Source organism: Kitasatospora sp. NBC_01246, assembly GCF_036226505.1.
GTDB lineage: Bacteria > Actinomycetota > Actinomycetes > Streptomycetales > Streptomycetaceae > Kitasatospora.
This window is the reverse complement of sequence record NZ_CP108484.1, coordinates 6893091-6913453: the sequence shown is the minus strand read 5'-3', so window position 1 is coordinate 6913453 and position 20363 is coordinate 6893091. Positions and strand designations below refer to the sequence as shown.

Below are 20363 nucleotides of genomic sequence, written 5' to 3'. Positions count from 1 at the left end.
ACCGAACGCGAGGTGCCATGGCCGAGGCCGCCACCGCCGTCCAGAGCCCGCCGACCGGTGCACAGGCCGTCCAGCGGGCCCTCGGGCTCCTGCACTGCTTCCACGACAACGGCCCCGACCTGAGCGCCTCGGACCTGGCCCGCCGGATGGACCTCTCGGTCTCCACCGCGCACCGACTGGCCCGCACCCTGGTCAGCGCCGGCTTCCTGGAGCAGGACGAGCAGACCGCCCGGTACCGGCTCGGCCCGGCCGTCGCCGAACTCGGCCAACTCAGCTTCCACCAGCGGGGGCTGCACCTGGCCGCACCCGAACTGGACCTGCTCGCCAAGCGCACCGGGGCCACCGCGGACCTCGCGATCCGCAGCGGCCCGCACGCGGTCATCCTGGTCGGCGCCTCCGTGCGCCCGGACACCGGGCTCGGACTGCGGCGCCCGCTGCACTCGACGGCGCTGGGCAAGGTCCTGCTGGGCTGGCCGCGCCCCGGCGAGCCGCAGCCTTCGACGATCGGCCCGCTGCTGCCGTTCACCGACCGGACCATCACCGAACCCGCCCGGCTCGACGAGGAGTTGGCGAAGGTGCGGGCCGCCGGCTACGCGCTCAACGACGGCGAGTCGGCGGCCGGGGTCCGCACCGTGGCCGTCCCGGTACTGGACGGCGCCGGGCAGGCCCGGTTCGCGCTGGCCGTCCGCTCGACTCCGGCGCACCTGACCGACGACCGGCTGGACTGGTTCCTGGGGCACGCGCGGACCTGCGCCGCCGCACTGGCCGTCCTGCTGCTGCCGCCCGACCAACGGGCCTGACCGACCGTCATTCATGCGTCACGGGCCGGGCGTTCGAAGGAACGCCCGGCCCGTGACGACGGGATTCAGCAGCGGGTCACGCCACCGGGGTGTACTTGTAGCCGACCCGGCGGACCGTGACGATGCTGTCGCGGTAGGCCGCGCCGAGCTTGCGGCGCAGGCGCGCCACGTGCACGTCCACCGTGCGGCCGTCGCCCACGTGGCCGTAGCCCCAGACGGCGGAGACCAGGTGGTCACGGGTGTGCACCCGCTGCGGGTGCTCGGTCAGGTGCGCCAGCAGCTCGAACTCCAGGTAGGTGAGGTCGAGCAACCGCCCGTCGACGTAGGCGTTGCGCCGCTCGGTGTCGACCGAGATGCCGTGACCGGCGGGCCGGACCGGGCGGGCGGCCTGCGGCTGGACCTGAGCGCGGGGCTGGGTCGGGTCCGGCGCCTGCGCGGCGAGGAGCGGGGCGCCCTGAACGTGCTGGCCGGGGCCGACCGCGGCGGCGCCGCCGAGCGGCGCGCCGCCCTCGGCGGGCACCAGCACCAGGTAGCCGACCATCGGATGGCCGGCCGAGGCGCCGAACTGCGCGCCGTACTGGGCGAGCAGGGACTGCGGCAGCGCCCCCTGCGGGAGCGCGGCGACGACGGTGGCCCCCTCCGGCAGCGCGGCGAGCAGGGCCTGCGCGACCTGGCCGCCCTGCGGCGCCGGGGCCGCGACCGGGGCGGGCGCCACGAAGTGCGACGGCGCCTGGCCGACCTGGTGGTGCGGCCCCGACTGGTGCTGGGGGGCGGCGGGGTGCGGCGGGATCGTGGCGCCGTGCCATCGTTCGGCGCTCGACGGGACGGAGCGGACCGCGCGCAGGTGCGGGGTCGCGGCGGGAAGGGGAAGGGTGGCCGTGGAGGAGGAAGACATGGTGCCGCTCATTTCGCGCGTGACGGACGGGGTGGAGTCGTCTGCGCGTCGACCGGGTGTACTGCCGGGGGCTGAACCGAGGTCAGCGGACGGCGGGCCGGGACGCGCTGGGCGAGCCCGGACACGTCTGGTCGAACAGGTGCGGCTGCCGGGACGGCCAGAACGGCTCAAGGTCGAGGTGACCTCGGCTGCTGTCCACGACGTTGCTCATGCGCCCATTCAACCATGTGAACGGACCGTTGCACCGCACGCGGTGCGACGCTCCCGGCACGCCGGCAGGCATGGCAGCAGCAGGGGTGGTGATGGGGCGGGCGAGGTTCACTGATGGTCTCCGCGAGAGCGGGCATGGGAAACGGCGGCACGGCCGGACACCGGCGTCCGGTGCGGCTGGGCCTACGGATTGACGAAGCGTCAGAGACATGCTCCACGACCGGGTGGGCCGCGAAGTCCGTCGGGCTACCGGGAGGTCGGCCGGTCCGTCACCGACAGCAGGCGCTGCAGATCAGCGCGTGGTCGATGTACCGGCGGATCGTCAGGGCCGGCGTGACCGGGGCCGGCGCGGCCGCGGCGCGGCGGTGGTCGACGGTCACGGTACTGCCCTCCCCATGGTCCTGGACGCGGTCGCGTGAGCGGTGCGTCGTGGTGCGCCGCCGGGCTTCCCGCGGCGTTCCGGTGTGCTCCGAGGCATCCCGAACCGCAGGGCCGGGCGGCCTTCGTCCAGAGCCTTCCACGCCGGACCCGGTCTAGGCAACCTTCCGACCGGCGGACGTCCGGCATACGGACGCCCGAATGAGACGACGGCTCCTGGCGGCCGCCTGCGACCACCCGGGCTCCCCGGCTTCTGCGCCGGGCCTGATCGGCAGAGCACCGGTCAGGACCGGCCCGCGCCGCCCCTTCGCTGTGCGCCGACGTGCTCGACCAGGGCGACCAGCACGTCCTTGCCGTCCTCGCGCCGGCGGGCGTCGCAGAGCAGCACCGGGATCCCCGGGTCCAGGTCGAGCGCGTCCCGGACCTCCTCGGCGGCGAACAGCTCGGTGCCGTCGAAGCAGTTGACGGCCACCACGAAGGGGATGCCGCGCTGCTCGAAGAAGTCCACCGAGGGGAAGCAGTCCGCCAGTCGGCGGGTGTCGGCGAGCACCACCGCACCGAGCGCACCGCGCGCCAGCTCGTCCCAGACGAACCAGAACCGGTCCTGCCCCGGGGTGCCGAACAGGTAGAGCGCCAGCCCGGCGCGCAGGTCGATCCGGCCGAAGTCCATCGCCACGGTGGTGGTCCGCTTGGCCTCCACCCCCGCGGTGTCGTCCACCGGGCGGCCGAGTTCGCTCAGCTCCTCCTCGGTGCGCAGCGGGCGGATCTCACTCACCGAGCCGACCAGCGTGGTCTTGCCCGCGCCGAAGCCGCCCGCGACCAGGATCTTCACCGCGACCGCCGGACCGCCCCGCCAGGGCGGGTCGTTGGCCGTGGCACCGGCGGCGGCGTTCTCGTGGTGGTCAGAGCGCACGGAGTCCATTGATCACGTCTCGCAGCAGGCGCTCGTCCGGCAGCTCGGCGAGCGGAACGGGTCGGGTGACGCTGATCAGCTCGGCGTCGTAGAGGTCGCCGAGCAGCACACGGACCACACTGACCGGCAGGTCGGTGTAGGAGCCGAGCTCGGCGACGGACAGCGGCTCGCGGCGGCACCAGGTCAGGATGGTCTGGTGCTCCGGGTCGAGCACCAGCGCGGGCACCGCCCCGGCCCGGGGCCCGGGTTCGGCGACGGTGATCAGCGAGATCAGGTCGAACAGGCCATCCTCGACCGGGCGGGTACGGCCCCGGGTCATCGAGTACAGCCGCACCACCGGACCGGCCTCGTCGTCGAACCACCGGTCGTCGACCGGGGTGCGCGGCTGGAACAGGTCGACCCCGGACTCGTCCCCGGCCGGGGCGTCCTGTTCCAGCTCGGGCTCCTCCTCCGCCATCGGGCCGCTCATCTCCCCGGCGGGGCGGCTTCGGTGCGCGGCTCGGCGGCCATGTGCTCGCCGACCCGCTTGACCAGCAGGGCCATCTCGTAGGCGATCTGGCCGATGTCGGCCTCGGCCTCGCTCAGCACCGCCAGGCAACTGCCGTCGCCGGCCGCGGTGATGAAGAGGAAGGCCTCGTCCAGCTCGACCATGGTCTGGCGGACACCGCCGACCTTGAAGTGCCCGCCGGCGCCCTTGGCCAGGCTGTGGAAGCCGGCCGCGACGGCGGCCAGGTGCTCGGCGTCCTCGCGGTCGAGGTCGCGGGAGGCCCCGGTGGCCAGCCCGTCACTGGACAGGATCACCGCGTGCCGCAGGGCCGCGACGCGCCCCACGAGATCGTCGAGAAGCCAGTTGAGGTCCCCGGACGACTGCGTCGAAGTGGTCATGAATCTCTTCCTTCCGCTGGAGCGGGTGGTGCGGGTGGTGCCTTCACTGCGGGTGGTGCCTTCACTGCGGATGCTGCAGGTGGTGCCGGTACCGCGGGTGTCGAGGGTGCTGTCTGTGCGGGGCCCGGGGCGGGCGACGCGCCCGGTACCCAGCGGGCGAGCGGGGCCCGGTCGCCGGGCGGCGGGGCGGGCAGGGCCGCCGGGGCCGGGGCCGGTGCGATCGCGCGCCGGTTCGGGTCCGGCGGCTGCCACGCGGGCACGGCGGCCGGCCGGGCGGGCGGGACGGGGGCGGCCGAACCGCGGCCCCGGGTGAAGCCGCGCTGGAAGGAGGCGAACGTCGCCCGCGCCTCCTCCGGCGAGCGCTCGCGGGCGGTCTCGGCGGCCGACCGCTCGGGCTCCTGGACGGCGCGCTCCCGGAGCTGGGGCGCGAGGCTGGCCTGCCGGACGCGGCGCGGCAGTGGACCGGGCCCGCCGGCGCGAGGACCGTCGGCCGCCTGCCCGGCGGAGGGCTGCTCTGCCGGGGGCTGCGCTGCCATGGATCGCCCGGCCTCGGGCAGCCCGGCTTCCGGCCGCCCGACCGGGGGCCGACCGACCGAGGACAGCCTGGCGGAGGGGAAGGCGGCCGGCGGCTGCTGCCCGGCCGGCGTGCGGTCCGGCCCGCCGGCGGCACGGGCGTCCTGCGGTCCGGCCTCGGCGCCCTCCGGCGCGGCCAGGCCCTCCCGGCGGTGACGGCCCGGGCCCCGGACCGCCTCGTCCGGCGAGGCCGTGACCAGCGTCGGCCCGGTCCTGTTCCGCGCCCGCCGCGGCAGACCGCCCGGGGTACGGGTGGTTTCGGGTGCCGACGGCCGCGGGCCGCCGCTCCCCCGGTGGCGTCCTCCCTGGTCGGACGCGGTCCCGGCGGCCCGGCGGGCCTCCGGCCCCGGCCCGCCGTCGGCCGCGCCGCTCGCACCGCCCGCCGTACCCGCGCCGCCCGGCGGCGGCACCACGACCAGGTCGCGCTCGCCCTGCCCGGCCGGCACCGCACGCCGGCCGGGAGCCGCCCCGGCCGGCGGCCCGTCCGACGCCTCCGCCAGCAGCTCGCGCGGGATCAGCACCACCGCGGTCGTCCCGCCGTACGGCGACGGCCGCAGGTGGACCCGGATGCCGTGCCGGCGGGCCAGCCGGCTGACCACGAAGAGGCCCAGGCGGTCGGTGTCCGCGAGGTCGAACTCCTGCTCCACCGCGAGGCGCTCGTTGATCTCGGCGAGCGCGAGTTCGCTCAGCCCGAGCCCCCGGTCGTCGATCTCCAGCGCGAAGCCGTGGGCCACCACCTCGCCCTGGACGGTCACCTGGGTGCTCGGCGGGGAGTACACCGCGGCGTTCTCGACCAGCTCGGCGATCAGGTGGGTGACGTCCGCGACCGCGCTGCCGAGCAGCCCGGTGCCGGGGAACGGCCGGACGATCACCCGCGCGTAGTCCTCGACCTCGCCGACGGCGGCACGGACGACGTCCACCATCCGCACCGGCTTGCGCCAGGCCCGGCCCGGGGAGCCGCCCGCCAGGATGATCAGGCCCTCGGCGTGGCGGCGCATGCGGGTGGTGAGGTGGTCGACCTTGAAGAGGTCCTCCAGCTCCGCCGGGTCCTCGGTGCGGCGCTCCATGGTGTCCAGCAGCGTCAGCTGGCGGTGCAGCAGCACCTGGCTGCGGCGGGCCAGGTTGACGAAGACCGCGGAGACGCCGCGCCGCAGGTCCGCCTGTTCGACGGCGGCCTCGACGGCGGCCCGCTGGACGGCGTTGATCGCCCGCCCGACCTGGCCGATCTCGGCCGAGCCGAACTGCAGCTCCGGCGCCTCGGTCGCGACGTCCACCGCCTCGCCCTTGCGCAGCCGCAGCATCACCGAGGGCAGCCGGGTGCCGGCCAGCTCGTTGGCCGCGTTGCGCAGGCCGATCAGCTCGCGGGCCAGGCCCCGGCCTATTCGGTAGGAGATCATCACCGACAGCACCACCGCGACCAGGCCGATCGCACCGGCGATGCCGCCGCGCCAGAGCAGCCCGATCGCGTACGAGCGCTCCCGGTCGCCGATCGCCCCGGCCAGCCGGGTGTTGATGGCGGCGAGGTCCCCCAGCGCGCGGTCGGCGGTCTCCCGCCAGGAGTCGCCGTTGATCGCCTGGACCACCCGCTCCGGCCCGCCCGCGCCCACGAAGTCGGCCTCGGCGCGGGACAGCGCCGCCCAGGCCTCGCCGCCGCGCAGCGCGATGTAGTCGCTCTGGTCGGCCGGGTCGAGCTCGGCGATGTAGACGGTGAACAGCGCCTGCTGGTTGTGCAGGGCGTCGATCGCGACCTGGTACTGCTCGGCGGTGGGCCGACCGGAGGCGGTGCTCAGGCCCTCCATCGCCGCGTCCTCCTGGGAGAGGTACTCGCGGGCCCGGGCCAGCTCGATCAGGATCGTCCCCTGGCGCGGCAGCTGGCCGCTCTGGCGGGCGACGAAGGCGGACCGGAAGCCGAAGGTGGGCTTGACGAGGTCGCTGTACTGCCCGAGCGCGAACTCCCAGTTGAGCGAGGAGCGGTTGATCTGGCTGCGGAGCGGGGTCAGCTGGTCGGCGGCCGCGAGGATCTGCAGGTAACGGCCGCGCTGCGCCGCGTCGAGCTTGCCCCCGTCGTCGGTCTTCTTCAGCCGCAGCGTCACGAGGTCCCGGTCGGTGACGGCCTGGGCCTGCTCGAAGGCGTCCCGGGCAGCCCGCGAGCTCGGGTCGGCCAGCCGCTGGACGGCGGCGCGGCGCTCGTTCTGCAGGTCGTACGCGTACTGGTCGACCGGCTTGCCGAACTCCTTGTACGTACTGCTGACCGCCAACTGGCTCCAGACGTCACCGGTGGTGGCGAGCGTCGCGTACACCCACAGGGCGGTGAGCGCGACGATGGGCACCAGGAGCAGCGCGATGATCTTCGCGCGGATCGAGCTGCTGCGCAGACGCATGGAGTCCTCGGTCGGGAAGTGCCAGGCGCGGACGGGGAGCGGTTCGAAGGGGCGGTCGGCAGAGGCGGGCTGGCGGTGGCGGTGACGGTACGGCGGCGGTGATGCGGGGTGGTGCGCGACCTCGGGCGAGCCCTTCGGGTGGGGCTGTCGTTCGGGGTCGTTGTCCGGGGCTGTGGACCAGGGTGGCTCACGGCTGTCAACCAGGGCTTTCGTCCTGGTTTCCGGCGGTCGGACCAGGCCGGTCGGCGAGGCCTCGGCCGCAGGTCTGCGAGAGCCTACTACGCCCTGACCACTCGTTCGAGGGTCGAACCCGCCCTCTCCCGACCCCCGGCCCGATGATGTCCGAATGATCCCGGTCATCCCGGATTCACCCCTCGGCCGCCCACCCCCGACCATCCCCCGCCACGGCACTTTCCCTACGGGCCGGTGCCGATCTCGTCGCGTCACGGTCACACCCCTGGGCAGTGACAGAGCAATCCGATAGTTTCGCTCCACCTGCCCGACCGTTCAGCGCGCCGCCGATCCGGACGCCCGTACGGGCCCGGCAGGCAGGGGCCACAACGGGATCGGGGGCAATGTGCGCGAGTTCAGCTCCCCCGCACCGACCGGACCACCGGCCACCGGCGGGCTGGCCGACTCGCTCTACGACACCGCCGAACGCATGTCCGGCCTGGTCCAGCTGGCCCGCCGGACGGACGGCGACCCGCAGTGGCACGAGGTCACCGCGGCCGCCTTCCGGGACGAGGTGCTGGCGCTCGCCAAGGGCCTGCTGACCCGGGGCGTCCGGTACGGCGACCGGGTCGCGCTGATGTCCCGCACCCGCTACGAGTGGACGCTGTTCGACTACGCGCTCTGGTCGATCGGCGCGATCACCGTCCCGATCTACCCGACCGCGGCGCCCGAGCAGGTCCGCTGGATCCTCGCCGAGACCCAGGCGGTGGCCTGCCTGGTCGAGGACGAGGACCACGCCATGACGGTCGGCGCGGTCTGCGACGCGCTCCCCGACCTCACCGGCATCTGGCAGTTGGACCGGGGCTGCGTCGACTCGATCACCGAGGACGGCCGCGGGGTGCCCGACTCGCTCGTCCACCGCCAGCGGCTCGGCGTCGCGGCCGAGAACGTCGCCACCATCGTCTACACCTCCGGGACGACCGGCCGCCCCAAGGGCTGCATGCTCACCCACGCCAACCTGGCCTCGGCGGCCGACGCCCTGCTGGACGGCTGGGCCGAGGTCTTCGCGGACACCGGCGGCGGCCAGCCGTCCACCCTGCTCTTCCTCCCGCTGGCGCACGTCTACGGCCGGATGGTGCAGATCGCGGCGATCCGCGGCGGCTTCCGGATCGGGCACATCCCCGAGGTCTCCACCGAGGCCCTGCTGCCCGCGCTCGCCGCGTACCGGCCGACCTTCCTGCACCTCGTCCCCTACGTCTTCGAGAAGGTGTTCCAGCAGGCCCGGCGGGCGGCCGAGGAGGCCGGGCGGGGCGAACTCTTCGAGCAGGCCCGGCAGGTGGCCGTCGAGTGGGCCACCGCCCGCGAGCAGCGCGCGCTGGGCCACGGCCCCGGACCGGGCCCCCGGCTGCGGCTGCGCCACCTGGCGTACGAGCGGACCGTCTACCCGCGACTGCGGGCCGTGCTCGGCGGCCGGGTGCGCGGCGTGATGTGCGGCGGCTCGGCCCTCAACCGGGAGCTCGCCCTCTTCTTCACCGGCATCGGCCTCAGCCTGTACGAGGGTTACGGCCTCACCGAGACCTCCGCCGCGATCACCGCCAACCCGGCCGGCCGGCAGAAGCTCGGCACGGTCGGCCGCCCCGTCCCGGGGGCCTCGGTGGCCATCGCCGACGACGGCGAGGTGTGGGTGCGCGGCTCCGGCGTCTTCGGCGGCTACCTCAACCACCCGAGCTGCACCGAGGAGTCGCTGTACGACGGCTGGTTCGGCACCGGCGACCTCGGCCGGCTGGACGAGGACGGCTACCTCACCCTCACCGGGCGCAAGAAGGACCTGATCGTCACCAGCAGTGGCAAGAACCTCGCCCCGGCCACGCTGGAGGAGCGGGTGCAGGCGCATCCGCTGGTCTCGCAGTGCCTGGTGGTCGGCGACGACCGCCCATACGTGGCCGCGCTGATCACGCTCGACCCGGCCGCCCTGGCGCACTGGCTGAAGTCGCACGGCCGGGAGCAGTTGGACCCGTGGGCGGTGCTCTCCGACGAGCAGTTGCACGCGGAGATCCAGCGGGCGGTGGCCGCGGCGAACACCGCCGTCTCCCGCGCCGAGTCGATCCGCGCGTTCCGGCTGCTGCCGCGCGAGTTCGGGATCGACCAGGGCCTGATGACGCCCTCGCTGAAGCTGCGCCGGGCGGCGATCACGGAGTACTACCGGCCGGACATCGAGGAACTGTACAGCTCCTGACGGTCCGTCTCGTCACTTTCGCGGCAGGGCGGGCGGCGTGCTCACGGTACGTCACTCCCTTGACGATCCGAGTGGTCCAGTCCATTGTTTTGCCTCGGTCTGAGTGCGGCACGCCCACGGCTCCCGCCCCTCGGGGAGCGCTCCACCCCGTTCCACACGCCCTCCCCACGGGCGTGTCCTCCACTGCCCCCACGCAGGAGTCCTCACGTGTCCATGTCCTCACGCCTGTCGGCGCTCGCCGCCTGCACGCTGCTCGCCGTCTGCGCTCTCGCGGCCCCGGCGTCGGCCTCTACCTCTACCTCGGCCGATTCCGCCGGACCCGCCGGGGCCGCGGCGCCCGCCGTCAACCTGGCCACCAACCCGGGCTTCGAGATCCCCGCCTCCTCGCTCGCCGACTGGGGCAGCGTCCCCGGCTGGCGCTGCGCCGGCGGCCCCGCCGAGGCGTCCGTCACCACCACCGCCCCGCACTCCGGCGGCTCCGCCCTCGCCGTCACCCCGGCGAACGACGACTCCAACGGCGAGTGCGCGCAGACCGTCTCCGTCCGGCCCGGCACCACGTACACCGCCTCGGCCTGGGTCCGCGGCGCCTTCGTCCACCTCGGCGTGACCGGCACCGGGCGCGATGTCGCCCCGGCCTGGACGGCGACCACCAACGGCGGCTGGCAGAAGCTGACCACCCGGTTCACCACCGGTCCCGACGCGCGCACCGTCCGGCTGTACGTCCACGGCTGGTACCAGCAGGGTCCGTTCGCCGTCGACGACGTCCGGGTGGACGGTCCGGCGCCCGCTCCGGCCACCGCCGCCGGCTCGGTGCCGACCAGCGACCGGGTCGTCTTCTTCACCGTGGACGACGGCTGGCAGCGCACCCCCGAGGCGGAGCGGTTCATCGCCGACCACCAGCTGCCGATCACCGCGTTCCCGCTGCCCATGCCGGCCGCCACCGACCCCGACTTCTTCCGCCGCGTCACCGCCGTGCCCGGCTCCTCCATCCAGGACCACAGCGTCTCCCACCCGGATCTGACCACGCTCAGCCCGGCCGAGCAGCAGGTCGAGATCTGCGACGCCCGCGACGCCCAGGTCCGCACCTTCGGCACCGCCCCGACCGTCTTCCGCCCGCCGTTCTTCGCCTGGAACGCCGACACCCTGCAGGCAGCCGCCAACTGCGGCATCCAGCACGTGCTGACCGCCGACGCCGACTTCAGCTGGGGTGCCTCCAACATCTGGCACGAGGGCACCCTGTCCCCCGGCGACGTCGTCCTGATGCACTGGACCGACACCCTCGCCGGAGACCTCCAGCGCGCCCTCGCCGCCGCCGACACCGCCGGGCTGAAGCCGGCCGGCCTGGCCTCCTACCTGCGGTAGCCCGAGCCCGCGTCGCCGCTCCCCCGGGGGAAGAGCGGCGGCGCGCGCCGCCCTCGATCCTGATCGAGCTCGTTGACACGGGGTGGGCGGGTGACTGTAATGGGGGGCGTGCAGCGCGGTGTCGGCCAAAGAGAACTGGGCCGGCCGGCGACCGGGCGGGCACCTTCGACCGAGGGACGATGCGCGATGAGTTCTCACTCCGCTTCCCTGATCTGACCCAAGCGGCTGCGGCGCTGCCCGTACGCCCGCTTCGGTCCGTTGCGCTCGTGCGATGCGGCGCCGTGGCCTCCACTCCCCATGCACCGGAGACTCCACAGGCGTATGCCCATGTCTTTCAACCAAGCGATCATCGAGGAATTCCGAACCAACGGCGGCGAGGTCGGCGGCCCCTTCGAGGGCGGCGACCTGCTGCTGCTCACCACCACCGGCGCACGGACCGGACAGGACCACACCGTGCCGCTCGGGTACGTCCGCGCGGACGGTCTGCTGCTGGTCGTCGCCTCGGCGGCCGGGGCGCCGGACCACCCCCAGTGGTACCGCAATCTGCTCGCCCACCCCGTGGTCCGGGTGGAGCTCGGCACCGAGGTGTTCGAGGCCGTCGCGGTGCCGGCCGAGGGCGCCCGGCGGGACCGACTGTTCGAGGCGGTGGTCCGGGCGGCCCCCGGGTACGGCGACTACCAGGCGCACACCGCACGGGTGCTGCCGGTGGTGGCACTGGAACGGTCCGGGGCCGAGCCGCGCGAGGTGGCCGACCTGGCGGGAAAACTGCTGGAGGTGCACACCTGGCTGCGTGCCCAGCTGCGGCACGTCCGGGCCGAGACGGAGGCCCACTTCGCGGCCGGGCCCGCCGGTGACGGCCGGCCGCCGGGCCTCGGGCTGCAGATCCGGCAGCACTGCCTCGCGCTCTGCGCGGGGCTGACCCACCACCACACCGGGGAGGACGCCGCGATCTTCCCCGCGCTGGCGCGGAGCCACCCGCACCTGCGGGAGACGCTCGCCCGGCTGGGCGAGGAGCACCGTTCGGTCGGCCGGATCAAGGACGGGCTGGTGAAGCTGCTCGCCGGGATCGGGGTGGCCGAACCCGAGCGGTTCCGGGCGGAGCTGGCCCGGATGTCGGCCGAGCTGGAGGCGCACCTGGACCACGAGGAGCGGGAGCTGCTGCCGGTGCTCGCCGGCATCCCTTTCCCACCGGGGCGGTGAGCAGGTGCGCTGAGCCGGGGCGGTGAGCCGGGGCGGTGAGCCGGGGCGTGAGCGAGGCGCCGGCCGGTCCCGCCCCGGAGGTGGGCGGGACCGGCCGGCACACCGGCTGCCGCGCCGGCTAGACCTGCGCGGAGAACACCGGGAGGTAGCCGCCCGACTGCCCGGCGGCCTTCGGGTGGTAGCTCTCCTCGATGGGCAGGGTCGTGCTGTTCAGCCAGGTGGTGCCGGAAGCGCAGATCTCGTGCCCGGTGAAGGCGCTCCGGACGTCACCGAAAGCGAAGCCGGCGTCGGCCGCCCGCTTGGCGATGACACCGTCGAGGACGTCCGCCGCGCTGTTGATGGCGGCCCGCTTGGTGTCGCCGATGCCGAAGATGCAGCTGCCGCCGACCTTGTAGAGGTGCGGGTAGCCCAGCACCACCACGCGGGCGTTGGGCGCCTTGGCGTGGATGGCCGCGTAGACCTGGTCGAGCTGGCCGGGCAGGGTGTTGTTGGCGTAGGTCTTCGCGGCGGCGACGGCGTTGAGGCAGGCGCTCTCCGAGTCCAGCACGCAGGTCTGCATGGTGCTGGCGAAGCCCGCGTCGTTGCCGCCGACGCTGATGCTGACGAGCGTCGTGCCGGAGTTCAGGACCGAGAGCTGGTTGTTGAGGACGTCACCGGTTCTGGCACCGGAGCAGGCGACGAAGGAGAAGGACGACGGCGCGTGCGCGTTCTTCCAGAGGTAGGCGTAGGCGTTGGTGCTGCGCTTGCAGCTGCCGCTCTCGCTCGTGTAGCTGCCGGAGCCGAGGCCGGAGGCGTAGGAGTCGCCGAGGGCGGCGTAGTTCACGCCGGCCGCGTGGGCGGACGAGGCGGTGAAGAGGGTGGTCATCGTGAGGAGAGCCGCGAGGGCGGCCATGGACATGGCACGGGTGGGGCGTAGCATGACACCTCCAGGGAGTGACGTGAGTCACATCTGTGATACCAGGCAGTAGGGTGCTCGGTAAGTGGTCATGCCAAGACAATTGACGGGCAGTCTGACGACGGTGGAGTGAACTCGGCGGCGGGATACGGCAAGTGCGCTGGTCAGGCCCCGGCGGCGCCGTCGGCGGCGCCGGTGTCGGGGTGCCCCGATCGAGGGACGGTCACGAGGCCGTCGCGCACTCACCCGCCGGTGCCGGGGCCGGGAATCCGGGGCGGACGGCCGCCGGACGCCGCGCGGGAGCGGACACCGAGGCCTGCCGCTAGGCGCAGACGATCTCCAGCTCGAAGCCCTGACCATTGATCAGGTGCACCGCCTCGCCGGTGTCCACCCGGACCGTCCACCCGGCCGCGAGGGCGGCGGCCGCCGCCGCGCGCGAGCCGTGCACGGCGAGGTGGTTGAGCCCGGCGCGCAGGCGCTGATGACCGCCGGGGAGCAGCGCGGTCGACTGCTCGATCACCAGGTAGGCGGTTCCCAGACGCCAGCTGCGGCCCCGGGGCCACTGCTGGAACGGCTCGCAGCCGAGGGCGAGCAGCACCGGGGACCATTGCGCCTCGGCGGCGGCGAGGTCGTCCACCCAGAGCTCGACGTGGTGGAAGAGCCCTGCCGGATGCGGCACCGTCACTCGGTCACCCCCCGCTCGCACGACGGCCGGGGGCGGGAGAGGCGGGGCGGGGGGCGTCGGGGCCGGGGGCGTCGGCGGGGGCGGCTCCGGCACCCGGACCGGGGCGTGGGCCCGCGCCGGGGCCCGCGCCGAACCCCGAGCCCGGGCCCGGGTCACCCGTGGCGGCGCTCAGCCGGAGGGGCGCCGGGCCCGGGTGGGCGGCGCCGGGGAAGACCTCGCAGCCCTCGGCCGGCAGCTCCTCGATCGCCTCGTTGGCGGCCGAGGGAACCCCGAGCCACCGGACGCCCGCCGCGACCGCCGCCCGCGCCTGGCGCAGCCCCGGTTCACCCCAGCCGAGCAGCTCGACCGCGAGACCGGGCGCCACGAGCAGCCGCCGGTAGTGCCGCCCCGACGCCGGGTCCGCCGCGCTGGGACCGACGGCCCGCAAAGCGGCCGCCATCCGGACCCGGGCGCACTCGTGGCCACCGTTCGCCGAGCCGACCCGGTCGTACAGGTAGCCGAGGTAGTGGGGCGTGCCGATCACCGCCTGGGCCTCCTCGGCCGCCTCGCGGGCCAGGGCGGAGCCCGGGTCGCCGTCGTCCTCGGGCTCCAGCGAACCGCCGGGGAGCGAGACGATGCCGTCCTTGGGGTTGACCAGGGTCAGCACCCGGCCGTCGGGCGCGAAGAGCCAGCCCCACGACTGCTTCACCGAGAGCCCGGCCGGCACCCGCTCGCCCGGCCGCCACGGCCAGCCCGCCGTGGGACGCCGCCGCACCTTGCCCAGCAGCTCGGCGATCTCCGCGCTGTACTCGATCCGGCTCATGCGTCCCCCTTTCGGTGTCGGGCTCGCCGGACCGACGGTGCGCGGGGAGGACCTGCGTGCGCGGTACAGGGCGGAGCGGCGGAGGCGGCGGTGTGGGGCACCGCGCGCTTCTCCTGTTGATCTTCCCCGAAATCTTCCCCGAACAGGCGGTCGATGAACAGTCCCCAGCGCCGCTTGGTGGACACGGAGGCCTCACCCGGGTGGTCAGCCCAGCGGCCCACCCCCCTCCGGACCCCGGTCGCCGGGGTCCGACGCCCCGCCGGGCCACGGCGGCGCGCCGGAGGGCGGCGCGGCCCCCGGCGGCGGCGCGGCGGGCAGCGGGAAGCCGGGCAGCGGTACGGCTCCGGGCGGGAACGGCACCCCCAGCGCGGCATCGTCGGCGAGCGCGTCGACCACCTCCCGGGCGGTCATCGGCCTCAGCCGGCCGGCCGCCAGGGCCCAGCCGCGCACCACCGGACCACCGGGCGCCGCAGGGTCCCCGTGCAGCAGGAGGGCGCCCGCGCCGCCGAGTGCCACCCCCGCCGCCAGGGTGGCGCAGAACGCCTCGGCGTCCCGGCCGCCGAGGAGGACCCGCCCGCCGTCGCCGCGCACGTCCGCCGCGGCGGTGAGGTGCTCGCCGTCCTCCGGGCCGTGGCAGCGCAGGGTCAGCAGGTGGCCGCCCTCCCCGGCGCCCTCGGCCAGCGCCAGGTACACCCCGGTGACGTGGTGCATCACCGCCACCAGCCGCGACTGCCCGGACGGGCCGTCGCCGACCGCGTCCAGCAGCGCGGCGCAGGCGATCGAGATCCGCACCCGGGCCAGGTGGTCGTCGACCAGGACCGGGAGCAGCTCGGTCAGCTGCTCCCCGCCGTAGACGAAGGGCTCGCCGGCCAGCTCGGGGTCGGCCGCGTAGGCGACGCGTGCCGCCGCCGATCCGGGGTCGAGGCCGAAGGCCTCGCAGTAGTCCCGGTAGTCGGCCGGCTCGAACACCCTCAGGTGCACCTCGATGCCCTGCCCGCGCAGGGCCCGGAGCCGGGCCTGCGTCCGCCACAGGTAGTCCCGGAAGCCGAGCGGGCCGAACAGCCCGAGCCGGGCCAGCTCGGCGAAGTCGGCGGCGTGGACGGCCAGCGCCAGCGCCACCGGCTGCGGCGGCACACCGCGCGAGCCGCCCCGCTGCCGCGCCCGGACGCCGGGGCCGCCCGGCCCGACCCCGCCTCCCCCACCGGCCGCCCGACCCCCCGGGCCGCGGCCACCGCCCCGGCCGCCCGACGAGGGGCCACCCGGCGGACCGCCGGAGGGACCACCGGGCGGGCCGCCGCAGCGAACGGGCCGCCCGGCCCCGGCCCGGACCGAACACGCGCCGGCGGCGGCGCTCCCGCAGCTGCCACGCGCCGCATCGCGCGCCGGGCGCGCCCACCGGCCGCCGGGCGCCCGGGCCGGTCCCGCCCGACCGGCTCAGGCACGGCGGACGCCGACAGGACAGGCACGGGCACGGATCCGGGCAGGATGGACCCGACCGCGCGGCGGCCGTCGTCATACGGGGACAGCACGGACATGGGTCCTCCCAGGGGCTCGTGCCGCCGCCCCGGGCTCGGAGCGGCCGGCGATCGAGAACATACACACCGTCACTGACAACGCACCCTGAGCGATCGGCCGGAGCCCCCGAGGACGGGTGTGACGGCCGATCCGGCCCGCGTTGTCAGTGCCGGACGTTATGGTCGGGGACCATGCGACTGCTGCATACCTCCGACTGGCATCTCGGGCGCTCCTTCCACCGGGAGAGCCTGCACGACGCCCAGCGCGCCTTCCTGGACCACCTCGTGGCGGTGGTCCGGGCCGAGCGCGTCGACGCCGTGCTCGTCGCCGGCGACGTGTACGACCGCGCGCTGCCCGGTCTGGAGGCGGTCGCCCTGTTCGACGACGTGCTGCACCGGCTGGCCGACCTGGGCGTGCCGACGGTGTTCATCAGCGGCAACCACGACTCGGCCCGCCGGCTCGGGGTGGGCGCGGGCCTGATCGGCCGGGCCGGCGTCCACCTGCGGACCGACCCGGGCGAGTGCGCGGTGCCGGTCCTGCTGGCCGACGAGCACGGGCCGGTCGCCGTCTACGGACTGCCCTACCTGGAGCCGACGCTGGTCCGGGAGCGCTTCGGGCTGGCGCGCGGCGGCCACGCGGCGGTGCTCGGCGCGGCGATGGACGCCGTCCGGGCCGACCTCGCGAGCCGCCCCGCGGGCACCAGGTCGGTGGTGCTGGCACACGCCTTCGTCACCGGCGGCGCACCCAGCGACAGCGAGCGGGACATCGCGGTCGGCGGAGTCGCCTCCGTCCCAGCGTCCGTCTTCGACGGGGTGGACTACGCCGCGCTGGGCCACCTGCACGGCTGCCAGACGCTCGCCCCGCACCTTCGCTACAGCGGCTCGCCGCTCGCCTACTCCTTCTCCGAGGCCACCCACCGCAAGACCATGTGGCTGGTCGACCTCGCGGCGGACGGCTCGGTCGCCGCCGAGCGGATCGACTGCCCGCGGCCGCGACCGCTGGCCCGCCTGCGCGGCCGCCTCGACCAGCTGCTGACCGCCCCGGAGCACGCCGAGCACGAGCGGTCCTGGGTCCAGGCCACCCTGACCGACCCCGGCCGACCGGCCGAGCCGATGGAGCAGCTGCGCCGGCGCTTCCCGCACACCCTGCAGCTGCTCTTCGATCCCGAGGAGAGCGAGGCCACCGCCTCCCCCTCGTACGCGGCCCGGGTCAGCGGCCGGGCGGACCTGGAGATCGCCGAGGGCTTCCTGCGGCACGTGCGCCCCGGCGCCGAGCCGGACGCGGACGAGCTCGGCTGGCTGCGCGAGGGCTTCGAGACCGTCCGGGAGAGCGACGACCGCAAGGCGGAGCTGCCCCGATGAGACTCCACAGCCTCACCGTCACCGCCTTCGGACCGTTCGCCGGCACCGAGACGGTGGACTTCGACGCGCTCGCCTCCGGCGGTCTCTTCCTGCTGCGCGGGGCCACCGGCGCGGGCAAGAGCAGTGTGCTGGACGCCGTCTGCTTCGCCCTCTACGGCGAGGTGCCCGGCGCCAGGCGGGCCAGCCGGCTGCGCAGCGACCACGCCGAACCGCTGCGGCTCACCCAGGTCCGGCTGGAGCTGACGCTCGGCGGGCGGCGGTTGGAGATCACCCGGCTGCCCGAGCAACTGCGCCCCAAGAAGGTCGGCCGGGGGACGACCGTCGAACGCGCCCAGACGCTGCTGCGCGAGTGGGCCGCCGACAGCGGCGACGGCACGCCGGGCTGGCGGGCGGTCAGCAAGTCGCACCAGGAGGCCGGGGAGGAGATCCACCGGCAGATCGGGATGAGCCGGGAGCAGTTCTGCCAGGTGGTGCTGCTCCCGCAGGGGGACTTCGCCCGCTTCCTGCGCGGCGACTCCGAGGAGCGCGGCAAGCTGCTCAGGCGACTGTTCGACACCGAGCGGTTCCAGCACGTCGAGGCCTGGCTGGCCGAGCAGCGGCGTTCCCAGGAGGCCGCCGTCCAGTCCGGCCGCCGGCGCCTGCGGGACTTGGCCAGCAAGGCCGAGCAGGCGGCCGGTCCGCAGGCCGAGCCCGCCGCCGGCTGGGTGCCCGCCGAGGAGGAGTCGGCGCACGCCGCCGCGGACCTCACCGCCGGGGTGCTCGGCTGGGCCGCGATCCTGCGCGGCGGCGCCGCCGAGCAGCTCGCCGTCGCCGAGGCCGCGCTGGCCGGCGCCGAGGCCGGCCATCGCCGGGCCCAGGCGGACCGGGGGAACGCGGAGGAGCTGGCCGGTCGGCAGCGCCGCCACCGCGAGGCCGCCCTGGAGGCGGCCCGCCTCGCCGAGGGCGCACCGGCGATGGAGCGTGACTCCGCCAGGCTGACGGCCGCCCGGGCGGCCGTCGGGGTGGAGTCGCTGCTGCACCTGCGCGAAGCCGCCGAGGCCGCCCACCGGGCGGCCCACGAGGAGGAGCGCCGCCAGCGCGCCGCGCTGGCCGGCGCCCCGGACGGCGAGGGCCCGGCGCTGGCCCGCGCGGAGGCCGAGGAGCTGGCGGCGGCCGAGCACCGGCTGCGGGCCGAGGTGGTCCGGCTGGAGACGGCCCGGGCCGAGGAGCGGCGCTGTGCGGAGTTCCGCCGCGAGCAGGCGTCGCTGGAGGCCGACCGGCGGCGCGCCGAGGAGCTGGCCGAGGAGGCCGCCGACTGGCTGGCCGACTTCGACGGCCGGCTCGCCACGCTCCAGGAGGAGCAGTCCGCCGCCCGGGCCGCGGGTGCCCGGGTCGAGCAGCTGGACGTCCGGCAGGCCGAGCTGGCCGGGCGGCTGGCCGCCGCCCGCCGCCGGGACGAGCTGCGGGCATCGATCGCCGTGGCCGAGCCCCGGGCGCTCACCCTGCGCACCGAGGCGCTCGACGCCCGCGAGCACAGCCAGAACGTCCGCGAGCGCCGACTGACCGGCATGGCCGCCGAGCTGGCGGCGCAGCTGCGGTCGGGCGAGGCCTGCCGGGTCTGCGGATCGCCCGAGCACCCGGAGCCGGCCCTCCCGGCGAGCGGCCAGGTCGGCGCGGAGGAGGAGGACGCCGCCCGGACCGCCCAGGCGCGGGCCGAGCAGGCGGCCGACACCGCCGAGCGGGAGCTGGCGGGCCTGCGGGTGAGCGAGGCGACCGCCGCCGGGGCGGCCGGGCCGGAGAGCGTCGCGGCCCTGGCCGAGGCGCTGGGCGCGCTGGAGCGCGAGCACCGCGAGGCGCTGCGGGCCGCGGAGGGCCTCGACCCGGTCACCCGGGAGCTGGAACGCCTGGCCCAGGACCAGGCCCGCCAGCTCGCCGCACTGCGCGACGCCGGTGAGCGCACCGCCGCCCTGACCGCCCGGATCCAGACCCTCGGCAGCGAGCAGGAGGAGCTGACCCGCCGGGTGACCGCGGCCCGGGGCGACGCGGCGTCGGTGTCCGCCCGGGCCTCGGCGCTGGCCGGCCTCGCCGGGAGCGTGGCGGCACTCGCCGGAGCGGCCCGGGCCTGCACGGACGCGGCGCTGCAACGGAAGAAGGCCGAGGACGAGCTGGCCGGGGCAGCCGTCGCGGCCGGGTTCCCGAGCCCGGAGGAGGCGACGGCCGTCCTGCTACCCCGGGAGGAACGCGAGCGGCTGGAGGCCCGGCTGACCCGGCACCGCTCGGCACTGGCCGCGGCGGAGCGGGAGCTGGCCCGGCCCGAGCTGGCCGAGGCCGCCGGCCGCCCGCCGGCCGATCTGCCCGGCACCCAGGCCGACCTCCTGGCGGCCACCGACCGGCTCCGCCGGGCGCACGCCGGCCACGAGGCGGCGCAGGCGCGCTGCACGGCACTGGCCGGGATCGGTCGGCAGCTGGCGGAGCTGGCCGCGTCACTGGCCCCGGCCCTGGACCGGTACGCCCGGATCAACCGGCTGGCCTCCGTCGCCGCCGGCACCTCCACCGAGAACCGGCTGCGGATGCGGCTGGAGTCGTACGTCCTGGCGGCCCGGCTGGAGCAGGTGGCGGCGGCGGCGAGCGCCCGCCTGGTACGGATGTCGGGCGGCCGGTACACCCTGGTCCACAGCGACGGCCGGGGCACCGGCAACAAGCGCTCGGGCCTCGCGCTGCGGGTGGTGGACGCCTGGACCGGCACCGAGCGGGACACCTCGACGCTCTCCGGCGGCGAGAGCTTCTTCGCCTCGCTCGCCCTGGCGCTCGGTCTCGCCGACGTGGTCACCGACGAGGCCGGTGGCATGCCGCTGGACACGCTCTTCATCGACGAGGGTTTCGGCACGCTGGACGAGCAGGCACTGGAAGAGGTGATGGACGTCCTCGACGGCCTGCGCGAGCGGGACCGCGCGGTCGGCATCGTCAGTCACGTCGCCGATCTGAGGAGCCGGATCCCGGCGCAGCTGATGGTCCGCAAGGGCCGCCGGGGCTCCACCCTCGCCCTCGCCGGGCGGGAGGACGCCTGAGGGGAGGCCCGGGGACCGCGGGGCCCGGGCGCCACGGCCGCTCCGGGCCCGGTC

General features: G+C 75.6%; 16 protein-coding genes. 6 read left to right on the top strand and 10 right to left on the bottom strand.

The window, feature by feature from the left end; all coding sequences use genetic code 11:
- Positions 1-17 precede the first annotated feature (17 nt).
- On the top strand, positions 18-800 hold the full coding sequence (locus tag OG618_RS29315; RefSeq protein ID WP_329490568.1) for an IclR family transcriptional regulator: 783 nt from the start codon (positions 18-20) through the stop codon (positions 798-800).
- 76 nt (positions 801-876) lie between these two features.
- Here OG618_RS29315 and OG618_RS29310 read toward each other — a convergent pair whose 3' ends face one another.
- The 6 genes from OG618_RS29310 to OG618_RS29285 all read right to left on the bottom strand — a co-directional run bounded on the left by OG618_RS29310 (position 877) and on the right by OG618_RS29285 (position 7035).
- Positions 877-1695 carry a winged helix-turn-helix domain-containing protein gene (locus OG618_RS29310; protein WP_329490567.1) on the bottom strand — a complete coding sequence of 273 codons (819 nt, stop codon included), beginning with the start codon at positions 1693-1695 and terminating at the stop codon, positions 877-879.
- A gap of 82 nt (positions 1696-1777) precedes the next feature.
- Entirely contained in the window at positions 1778-1906 is a 129-nt protein-coding gene (locus OG618_RS29305) for a hypothetical protein (protein ID WP_329490566.1), read from the bottom strand.
- Positions 1907-2566: 660 nt separating this feature from the next.
- The gene (locus OG618_RS29300; protein ID WP_329492336.1) at positions 2567-3115 is read right to left on the bottom strand and encodes a GTP-binding protein; all 549 of its coding nucleotides are present in this window, start codon (positions 3113-3115) and stop codon (positions 2567-2569) included.
- Positions 3116-3185: 70 nt separating this feature from the next.
- Complete coding sequence (locus OG618_RS29295) at positions 3186-3653, bottom strand: DUF742 domain-containing protein (protein ID WP_380384452.1); 468 nt, start codon at positions 3651-3653, stop codon at positions 3186-3188.
- An 8-nt stretch (positions 3654-3661) separates the two neighbouring features.
- Positions 3662-4081: a roadblock/LC7 domain-containing protein gene (locus tag OG618_RS29290; RefSeq protein ID WP_329490565.1), complete on the bottom strand. Its 420-nt coding sequence runs from the start codon at positions 4079-4081 to the stop codon at positions 3662-3664.
- Positions 4078-7035 carry a sensor histidine kinase gene (locus tag OG618_RS29285; RefSeq protein WP_329490564.1) on the bottom strand — a complete coding sequence of 986 codons (2958 nt, stop codon included), beginning with the start codon at positions 7033-7035 and terminating at the stop codon, positions 4078-4080. The genes OG618_RS29290 and OG618_RS29285 overlap by 4 nt, the downstream gene beginning before the upstream one ends.
- Before the next feature lie 577 nt (positions 7036-7612).
- Here OG618_RS29285 and OG618_RS29280 point away from each other — a divergent pair.
- The 3 genes from OG618_RS29280 to OG618_RS29270 all read left to right on the top strand — a co-directional run bounded on the left by OG618_RS29280 (position 7613) and on the right by OG618_RS29270 (position 12004).
- Positions 7613-9442, top strand: a complete 1830-nt coding sequence (locus tag OG618_RS29280; protein WP_329490563.1) for an AMP-dependent synthetase/ligase — start codon at positions 7613-7615, stop codon at positions 9440-9442.
- 213 nt (positions 9443-9655) lie between these two features.
- Complete coding sequence (locus OG618_RS29275) at positions 9656-10804, top strand: polysaccharide deacetylase family protein (RefSeq protein ID WP_329490562.1); 1149 nt, start codon at positions 9656-9658, stop codon at positions 10802-10804.
- 321 nt (positions 10805-11125) lie between these two features.
- The gene (locus OG618_RS29270; RefSeq protein ID WP_329490560.1) at positions 11126-12004 is read left to right on the top strand and encodes a nitroreductase/quinone reductase family protein; all 879 of its coding nucleotides are present in this window, start codon (positions 11126-11128) and stop codon (positions 12002-12004) included.
- Positions 12005-12122: 118 nt separating this feature from the next.
- Here the strand turns inward: OG618_RS29270 and OG618_RS29265 are convergent, their stop codons facing one another.
- The 4 genes from OG618_RS29265 to OG618_RS29250 all read right to left on the bottom strand — a co-directional run bounded on the left by OG618_RS29265 (position 12123) and on the right by OG618_RS29250 (position 15520).
- Positions 12123-12923 (bottom strand): SGNH/GDSL hydrolase family protein, encoded by an 801-nt coding sequence (locus OG618_RS29265; RefSeq protein WP_380384441.1) that lies wholly within the window; start codon positions 12921-12923, stop codon positions 12123-12125.
- A gap of 298 nt (positions 12924-13221) precedes the next feature.
- On the bottom strand, positions 13222-13584 hold the full coding sequence (locus OG618_RS29260; RefSeq protein WP_329490559.1) for a glyoxalase: 363 nt from the start codon (positions 13582-13584) through the stop codon (positions 13222-13224).
- 4 nt (positions 13585-13588) lie between these two features.
- On the bottom strand, positions 13589-14386 hold the full coding sequence (locus tag OG618_RS29255) for a hypothetical protein (RefSeq protein ID WP_329490558.1): 798 nt from the start codon (positions 14384-14386) through the stop codon (positions 13589-13591).
- A gap of 204 nt (positions 14387-14590) precedes the next feature.
- Positions 14591-15520 carry a hypothetical protein gene (locus OG618_RS29250; protein ID WP_329490557.1) on the bottom strand — a complete coding sequence of 310 codons (930 nt, stop codon included), beginning with the start codon at positions 15518-15520 and terminating at the stop codon, positions 14591-14593.
- A 572-nt stretch (positions 15521-16092) separates the two neighbouring features.
- On the opposite strand from OG618_RS29250, the gene OG618_RS29245 reads away from it, so the two are divergent.
- Together OG618_RS29245 and OG618_RS29240 are read left to right on the top strand one after the other, a co-directional pair.
- Complete coding sequence (locus OG618_RS29245) at positions 16093-17262, top strand: exonuclease SbcCD subunit D (RefSeq protein WP_329490556.1); 1170 nt, start codon at positions 16093-16095, stop codon at positions 17260-17262.
- The gene (locus tag OG618_RS29240; RefSeq protein WP_329490555.1) at positions 17259-20309 is read left to right on the top strand and encodes an SMC family ATPase; all 3051 of its coding nucleotides are present in this window, start codon (positions 17259-17261) and stop codon (positions 20307-20309) included. Before OG618_RS29245 ends, OG618_RS29240 begins: the two co-directional genes overlap by 4 nt.
- Positions 20310-20363: the final 54 nt, after the last annotated feature.

Coding starts and splice junctions, on each gene's coding strand:
- OG618_RS29240 (WP_329490555.1), top strand. CDS start 17,259: ATGAGACTCCACAGCCTCACCGTCACCGCCTTCGGACCGTTCGCCGGC.
- OG618_RS29265 (WP_380384441.1), bottom strand. CDS start 12,923: ATGCTACGCCCCACCCGTGCCATGTCCATGGCCGCCCTCGCGGCTCTC.
- OG618_RS29310 (WP_329490567.1), bottom strand. CDS start 1,695: ATGTCTTCCTCCTCCACGGCCACCCTTCCCCTTCCCGCCGCGACCCCG.
- OG618_RS29255 (WP_329490558.1), bottom strand. CDS start 14,386: ATGAGCCGGATCGAGTACAGCGCGGAGATCGCCGAGCTGCTGGGCAAG.
- OG618_RS29275 (WP_329490562.1), top strand. CDS start 9,656: ATGTCCTCACGCCTGTCGGCGCTCGCCGCCTGCACGCTGCTCGCCGTC.
- OG618_RS29270 (WP_329490560.1), top strand. CDS start 11,126: ATGCCCATGTCTTTCAACCAAGCGATCATCGAGGAATTCCGAACCAAC.
- OG618_RS29245 (WP_329490556.1), top strand. CDS start 16,093: ATGCGACTGCTGCATACCTCCGACTGGCATCTCGGGCGCTCCTTCCAC.
- OG618_RS29295 (WP_380384452.1), bottom strand. CDS start 3,653: ATGGCGGAGGAGGAGCCCGAGCTGGAACAGGACGCCCCGGCCGGGGAC.
- OG618_RS29315 (WP_329490568.1), top strand. CDS start 18: ATGGCCGAGGCCGCCACCGCCGTCCAGAGCCCGCCGACCGGTGCACAG.
- OG618_RS29305 (WP_329490566.1), bottom strand. CDS start 1,906: ATGAGCAACGTCGTGGACAGCAGCCGAGGTCACCTCGACCTTGAGCCG.
- OG618_RS29290 (WP_329490565.1), bottom strand. CDS start 4,081: ATGACCACTTCGACGCAGTCGTCCGGGGACCTCAACTGGCTTCTCGAC.
- OG618_RS29285 (WP_329490564.1), bottom strand. CDS start 7,035: ATGCGTCTGCGCAGCAGCTCGATCCGCGCGAAGATCATCGCGCTGCTC.